Here is a 7,192-nt window from a genome sequence, read left to right as displayed (position 1 = left end):
GGCGCAGCGGCTGCTCCAGCAGTCGCTGCTATCGGTTTTTCCTCACTTTGGGAGACTGTGGCAATTTGAACGCCCTGCGGAATGCTTTCGCGTAAATCTTGAAGTACAGCCGACCAAGGTTGTACCTGATTGAAGACACTTGCTAATGAGTCGGTTTCGCCTGTAATTTGGGCGACTTGACCATTGAGTTCGGCGATCTTGGCATCTTGCGCTGTAAGACTACCCAATTTTTGGTCTAAGTCTTTTTGTTTGGCTTCGAGTTGAGTAGTCTGATGACCCAAATAGAGCAAACTACCACCAGTTGCCAGTAAAGCTAAGGTGGCGATACCCAGACCGGCAAACAATGGGACTTTGCCATATTTGTCGCGAGCTGTCGCTGGAGTGCCACTACTGAGATCGGTCTGTTGACCAGTTTGATATTCGGCGCGTTCGCGCAGTAAATTGATGTCGATACTATACATATATTTATACCTCGCGCATTCCTAAGCCTAGAACTACACCGAGTCCAGGTCGTTGACCGATGGGGATGTCCATTTCTGGATCTAAACCCAGTCCCCCGATGGGATCGACTTGAGTGGTGGGAATGCTCAATCTTTGGGTGAAAAAGAGGTCGAGTTGACCGATACCACCACCAGGCCCTGCGAGTAAGAGTTGTTCGAGTTTGAGGTCTTGGCCGTTATGGCTCATGTAGAACTCGATCGAGCGGCGAACTTCATCGGCTAATTCGGTGAGGATGCGTACGGTGGCAGCCATCCCAGGATTGATACTGGTCATCGCTTCGGTGCGATCGGTAATGCTGCTGACGGGGAGATCGGGAATCGTGATATCGAGCAAGGCATCGGAGTTGCGGCTCAAGGGGAGATTCATCGCACTGCTGAGGGCTTCTTGAAGCTGAAACGTCCCGATGGGCACGGTGCGGTTGAATTGAGGAATGCCATTGACGACGATCGCGATTTCGGTACAATCGAACTCGATATCGATTAACACGACGGCTTCTTGAGGGGCAAATTGCCGCAGTTGTTCTTTGATCGTGCGGAGGACGGCAAAGCTGCTAATTTCTAAGACTTTGACTGGCAAGCCAGCATATTGAAAGGTTTCGATATAACTATCGGTGACTTCCTTGCGAGTGGCTGCTAGCATGACTTGAACTTTGTCGAGTCCATCTTCATCGGTGATTAAATCGAGCTTTTGATAGTCGAGATCGACTTCTTCCCGTGGATAAGGCAGATATAACGCGGCTTCGTGATTGAGAATCAGATCGCGGACTTCGCGATCGTTTAATTCTGCAGGTAAGGGAATCAATCTAATCACTGATTCGCGCATCGGCACGGAGGTAGTAACGTGAGTTGCCTTAATTTTGTTGTCGGCTAAGGTCGTCCGAATCAAGTCACCTAACTCTTGGGCATTGATAATTCGTCCTTCCTCAAAAATTCCTTCCGGAACTTCTGCGAAGCACAGATGCTTGAGGGTAAGATCGGCACCTTTCTTTTGGAGTTGGGCAATGTTGATCCGTTCGGATCCAAGTTCGATCGCCACTCCATTACCTCGTTGAGGAAATAGATTTTTTAATCGATTAAGCATATAGATTTGTTACTCATAGCCGAAACTATGCCACTAGGAAGAAGTAGGAAGACGGGGTAATTAACGTTGAAATTGGTAGTACAAGTAACGTGAAGACGGGTAGGTGCTCCTCGATCGATTGCGATCCGCACGATCGAAAGATTCAATTACTCTCCTACTTAAATTACCCACAACAACCGATCGCAATTAACATTGCGCGGAGTTTTTTTGCAAATTCAGAAAATATACTGAGGTGACGCACATCAGGCGAGTCACCGGATTCACTCTTCGCTCGGTCGGCTAGCAGATTGTAGCCATCGATGTTGCTACTACAGCGTCCGATCGCTGCGAACGACATTGTTGTATCGTTTGTCACAAGCACATCTGTGCCAACTCGATTATCATAGAAAGGCTGGCAATCGAGCGGCTTGATGGCCGATACTAGCTCGCTGTGAGCCAAATTTTACCTAGTTGGAGTTGATGATGATGACGAAGTCAGGATCGCCCTCACGTAATGCTGTAGTTTCACCATCGCTACTGGTCAGTCTCGCTGCGACACCCTGGCTGGCGGCGATCGTCGGCGTCCGCGCGGCTGGTGAGTTTATCGAACAATTAGGACTGGCTAGCGAAGAAATCTTTCGGGGCGATCGCTTGCCCGTATTACATTTTCCCGATCGACCGAGCGATGCACCGACCGATACCACTACACCGATCGATCGAGGCTAGTCTGAGGGATAAGTGTAGGTGCCCTTACGCCAGCTCGGGCCAGGAAACTAGCCTCGATCGACATCGCGTAATCGGCTATTACTCTGTTAATCAGGCACTTCGCTAGCTGCAAGCTACTGTGGCTGACAAATCTTTGATATAATGATTCCACCTTGCTGGCCAAGCGAGGTTGACTAGATTTATTAAGTTCTTCCCGTTCATCGCGAGGTTAGAAGCTTGCCCACTCGCGCCAGGTTAGCGATCGCATCTTCACCTTGGGTAATTTTCCCTTCATACCGCGAGCACTTCTCCTATGCATCCGCTCACCCATAGCTCCGAATCAGATTTGACGGTCTGTACTCCCTCTAATCTCCAGCTCATCCATCGACTCAAGGTGATTGAAGACCTGTGGGAGCGAGTGCTGCGCGATGCTTGCGGTCAAGATTTAGTCAATCTGCTCAAACAACTGCGCGAGATGTGTTCGTCCGACGGTAGTACTGCCGAACCGCTGTCCCAAGAAGTTCACCAACTGATCGAAAAACTCGATCTCAAAGACGCGATTAGAGCCTCCAGAGCCTTCGCGCTCTATTTTCAACTGATTAATATTGTCGAGCAGCACTACGAGCAGTGCGAACAAAAGTTAGCTCTGAAACTATCGCTGCAGTATGCCGCACCGATCGCTCTCTTAAACTCAGCAACTGGAGATCGCACCGAACATCTGCTGCCGCTCGGTGCGGGGTTACTCGAAAAAAACTGGCAAGCTACCGTCGAACCGCCCAAAGAACGCGGCACTTTTCACGCACTTTTTCCTTCGCTTAAAGCTGCTGGCGTACCCCCCCAGCAAGTGCAACGGCTGTTTGATGAATTGGATATCGGCTTGGTATTTACCGCCCACCCTACCGAAATCGTCCGCCATACCATTCGCGACAAACAACGTCGAGTTGCCAAAATTCTCGAAAAACTCGATCGGGCGGAGGAAGATATGACTCGGCTGGGGATTTCCTCATCCTGGGAGGTCGCCGAACTCGAAGGTCAACTGCTCGAAGAAATCTTGCTGTGGTGGCGGACGGATGAATTGCACCAATTTAAACCCACCGTCCTGGATGAAGTCGATTACACGCTCCATTATTTTGAGGAAGTGTTATTCGATGCGATTCCTCAGCTCTCACAACGATTGCAGTTAGCTTTAAAGACATCTTTTCCCCATCTGCGACCGCCCAGCAATCGCTTCTGTCGGTTCGGTTCGTGGGTCGGGTCAGATCGCGATGGCAACCCCTCCGTTACGCCCAAAATCACCTGGCAGACAGCGTGCTATCAACGGGGCATCGTCCTCAAAAAATATATCAAATGTACGCGCGCTTTGACCAATGCCTTGAGTTTATCGCTGCATTGGAGCAATGTCTTGCCAGCATTATTAGAATCGCTGGAGCAGGATAAGGCGCACTTCCCCGAAATCTACGATGAGTTGGCGATCCGCTATCGTCAAGAGCCGTACCGACTCAAGCTTACCTATATTATCAAACGCCTTTCTAATACGCTGGATCGATCGCGCCAAGTCTCCGACTGGGACAGTTTGGAGTTTCCGCAAACCGATCTCAACCCGAATACCGGCTATCATTCTGGGGCAGATTTTCTCAAGGAGTTAGGCTTAATTCGCCAGAGCTTGCAGCAAACTGGCTTGACTTGTCAAGCATTAGAAACGCTGATCTGTCAGGTCGAAATCTATGGCTTCAATCTCGCCCAACTCGATATCCGCCAAGAAAGCAGTCGTCATGCCGATGCGATCGCCGAAATTGCCGAGTACCTGCAAGTATTGCCCGAATCCTATCACGAGCTGTCGGAAATCGATCGCGTCAGTTGGTTGGTTAGCGAGCTGAAAACTCGTCGTCCGCTGATTCCTGGCGAGCTGCCCTTCTCGCCCAAAACTGTCGAAACCGTCGAAACCTTTCGGATGCTGCGCCGACTGCATCAGGAATTTGGCCCCGAAATCAGTCAGACTTATGTAATCAGTATGAATCGGGATGTCAGCGACATTCTCGAAGTGATGCTGTTAGCCAAAGAGTCGGGGTTATACGACCCTGCGACGGGCATTACCAGCCTGCAAGTCGTCCCGCTCTTTGAAACCGTCGAAGATCTCAAGAAGGCACCGATTGTCATGCAATCGCTGTTTGATTTGCCCATGTACCGCGCCGCGCTATCTGGTGGTTATCAGCCGACCCCAGAAAATGCGATTCCCGGACTAGTTCCCGATCTCCAAGAGGTGATGTTGGGCTACTCCGATAGTAATAAAGATGCGGGCTTCCTCAGTAGCAATTGGGAAATCCACAAAGCCCAAAAAGCCCTCCAATCGATCGCCGAGCAATTTGCTGTCAAGCTGCGGATTTTCCACGGTAGAGGCGGTAGCGTCGGCAGAGGTGGCGGCCCTTCCCACGAGGCGATTTTGGCGCAACCAGGGCAGAGTATTAACGGGCGGATCAAAATTACCGAGCAAGGGGAAGTTCTGGCGTCTAAATACTCCTTACCCGAACTCGCGCTCTATAACCTCGAACAAGTTGCTAGTGCGGTGATTCAAACCAGTTTGATGTCTGGCGGCATCGATGATATCGAACCGTGGAATGAGGTGATGGAAGATCTCGCCGATCGATCGCGCAAACATTACCGCGCGCTGATCTACGACTGCCCCGATTTGGTAGACTTCTTTCATCAAGTTACCCCGATCGATGAAATCAGTCATTTGCAAATTAGTTCCCGTCCCGCACGGCGTGGCGGCAAACGCGATTTAGCCAGTCTGCGCGCCATCCCGTGGGTGTTTAGTTGGACGCAAAGCCGCTTCCTCCTACCATCCTGGTATGGCGTCGGTGCGGCACTTCAGGAATTTGTCGCCGAAGCTCCCACCGAGAATTTTGAATTGCTCCAAGGTTTCTACCGCAAATGGCCATTTTTCCGCATGGCTATTTCCAAAGTCGAGATGACAATCTCCAAAGTCGATTTGCAAATGGCTCGTCACTATGTAGACGAACTCTCTCAACCTGAGAATAAAGAACAATTCGAGCTGTTATTCAACCAAATTACCCAAGAGTATCGCCTCGTTTGCGATATGATTTTGCGAATTTCTGGACACGAAAGATTTTTGGATGACAATCCCGAACTCCAGCGATCGATCCAACTCCGCAATGGTAGCATTGTGCCGCTGGGCTTTCTACAAGTCTCGTTGCTCAAACGGTTGCGCCAACATGGCGGTACGGGGATGATTTACTCCCGCTACAGCAAAAAAGAACTACTCGATGGTGCCTTGTTAACGATTAATGGCATTGCAGCAGGCATGCGCAATACGGGCTGATTTCTGGCACACGCCTAGATCGGAGGGTACCCACGAGGGGCATCCCTACAGATAACTTGTAGGGGTGCCCCGCGTGGGTATTCTGAATCGACACTAAGCAACAGCATGTTTAGACTGGCACAAGATCTAAGCAACGCAGGTTTGCGGAAACATTCTCTCTACGATTGAAGTCTAGATAGCGGATATGTCAATGCTTGCTATTTTCTAGCCGATCGAGTTTTGGATCTAAATTCTCTTCCCTTTTTTCCTTCCTATGTGGCGTGTCACAATTAACTGTTCTGCTGAAGACTGGCGTATTCATGGCGCAGCCTTCAAAGAGCTGGCGACTAAATATCCAGCTAGTTTGCTTTCGTCTAAAAAAATGCATGGTGACGAACGCCGGATTATGGAATACAAAATCGAACAAGTCAGCGATGCCGAAGATTTTACGGACGCGTGTCTGACAATTCCTGGTTTTAGCGCACTCTTTGAGTCTCTATGACCGAAAAATATCGATAATAATCGACTAAATCTATTGCTAGATCGCTAGATTTTAGGTAAGTGAGTTGACGATATTAGCAATCGTTATTGCCATAACTAGCCAATTATCAAAACTGTATTTTTAATAAATGCTCAATTTTTTGTGCGTTAATATTCATGTGTCTAACTAAGGTTTCGCTTCAAATTTATTCCGCCTAAATACTTAAAATTTTCTATTGACGATCGCCACAACAAAGATTATTCTGGTAGCATATTTGCAACTAACCATTTACTCTCTAGATTGATATGTCTGACAAGTTATCTCTGCTCAAGATTGCATCTTCTTCATTAATAATCGCGGCAACTCTACTGACTGGTCTTAGGATTGCCGATATCAGTCCAGCTATTGCCAACGAACCAGCAAATCGCATCACTGCGGCTAATCCTAATTTAGTTAGCCTAAATGTGAGCAAAAAAGCGAAAAGACCGAGAATTGCTGTAATGGATTTTGAATATGGCACGATCGGTAGCGACTGGGCACCGTGGCTGCAAACTAATATCAAAGCTGTCAATGAGATTCTCGTCAACAAGCTCGTAGATGGTGGTCAGTTCTCAGTGATCGAGCGCACCAAGCTCGACCAAATTCTCCAAGAACAAAATCTTGGCAAAACTGGCAGAATCGATACCAGTAGTGCTGCTAAAATCGGTCGAGTTTTGGGCGTCCAGACAATTATTATTGGTTCTGTAACTGAGTTTAATATTGACAAACAATCTCAGGGAATTAGCCTCCCGATGTTTGGCAGTGTTGGCGGTGGTAAAACAACAGCCAATGTCAAAATCAACATGCGCGCGATCGATACCAAAACTGGTGAGATTCTCTATACTGCCCAGGGTGTTGGTTCCTCTAATCATGGCAGTAATTCAGTCCAATTCCGTGGCGTAAGCTTCGGTAATGATGGCAACAACCAAGAGGCAAAACTTCTATCCGCCGCAACGGCAGATGCTGTCGAGCAAATAGCGACGAAAATCAATACTAATCCCTCTAAAATAGTCGATACCGATCCATAGAATTCAACCGATCGCAATTACCACTGATTAAGACACAAACCCGACTTTTTGGAAAAAGTC

At 48.5% G+C, this 7,192-nt stretch carries 7 protein-coding genes; 4 read left to right on the top strand and 3 right to left on the bottom strand.

The genetic code is table 11. The annotated features are described in order from the left end of the window. From RMO84_RS01950 to RMO84_RS01940, 3 genes are all read right to left on the bottom strand, one after another. Positions 1–461 (bottom strand): PilN domain-containing protein (locus RMO84_RS01950; RefSeq protein WP_396135743.1); only part of this gene is annotated, 461 nt, incomplete at its 3' end. A gap of 4 nt (positions 462–465) precedes the next feature. Beyond that, a complete protein-coding gene (gene pilM, locus RMO84_RS01945) occupies positions 466–1,581 on the bottom strand; it encodes a type IV pilus assembly protein PilM (protein WP_310486774.1) in 1,116 nt (371 codons plus the stop codon). A 163-nt stretch (positions 1,582–1,744) separates the two neighbouring features. Then, positions 1,745–1,936 (bottom strand): hypothetical protein, encoded by a 192-nt coding sequence (locus RMO84_RS01940; protein WP_310486773.1) that lies wholly within the window; start codon positions 1,934–1,936, stop codon positions 1,745–1,747. Between the two features lie 104 nt (positions 1,937–2,040). Here RMO84_RS01940 and RMO84_RS01935 point away from each other — a divergent pair, with 104 nt between their 5' ends. From RMO84_RS01935 to RMO84_RS01920, 4 genes are all read left to right on the top strand, one after another. Further along, positions 2,041–2,286 (top strand): hypothetical protein, encoded by a 246-nt coding sequence (locus RMO84_RS01935; RefSeq protein ID WP_310486772.1) that lies wholly within the window; start codon positions 2,041–2,043, stop codon positions 2,284–2,286. A gap of 292 nt (positions 2,287–2,578) precedes the next feature. Further along, positions 2,579–5,605, top strand: coding sequence for a phosphoenolpyruvate carboxylase (ppc, locus tag RMO84_RS01930; protein ID WP_310486771.1), 3,027 nt, complete (start codon positions 2,579–2,581; stop codon positions 5,603–5,605). 253 nt (positions 5,606–5,858) lie between these two features. Beyond that, complete coding sequence (locus RMO84_RS01925) at positions 5,859–6,086, top strand: hypothetical protein (protein ID WP_310486770.1); 228 nt, start codon at positions 5,859–5,861, stop codon at positions 6,084–6,086. A 284-nt stretch (positions 6,087–6,370) separates the two neighbouring features. Then, positions 6,371–7,132: a CsgG/HfaB family protein gene (locus RMO84_RS01920; RefSeq protein ID WP_310486769.1), complete on the top strand. Its 762-nt coding sequence runs from the start codon at positions 6,371–6,373 to the stop codon at positions 7,130–7,132. Positions 7,133–7,192: the final 60 nt, after the last annotated feature.

Source organism: Chamaesiphon sp. VAR_69_metabat_338 (assembly GCF_031423935.1).
Classification (GTDB): Bacteria; Cyanobacteriota; Cyanobacteriia; order Cyanobacteriales; family Chamaesiphonaceae; genus Chamaesiphon.
This window is presented reverse-complemented; position numbering and strand designations above follow the sequence as displayed.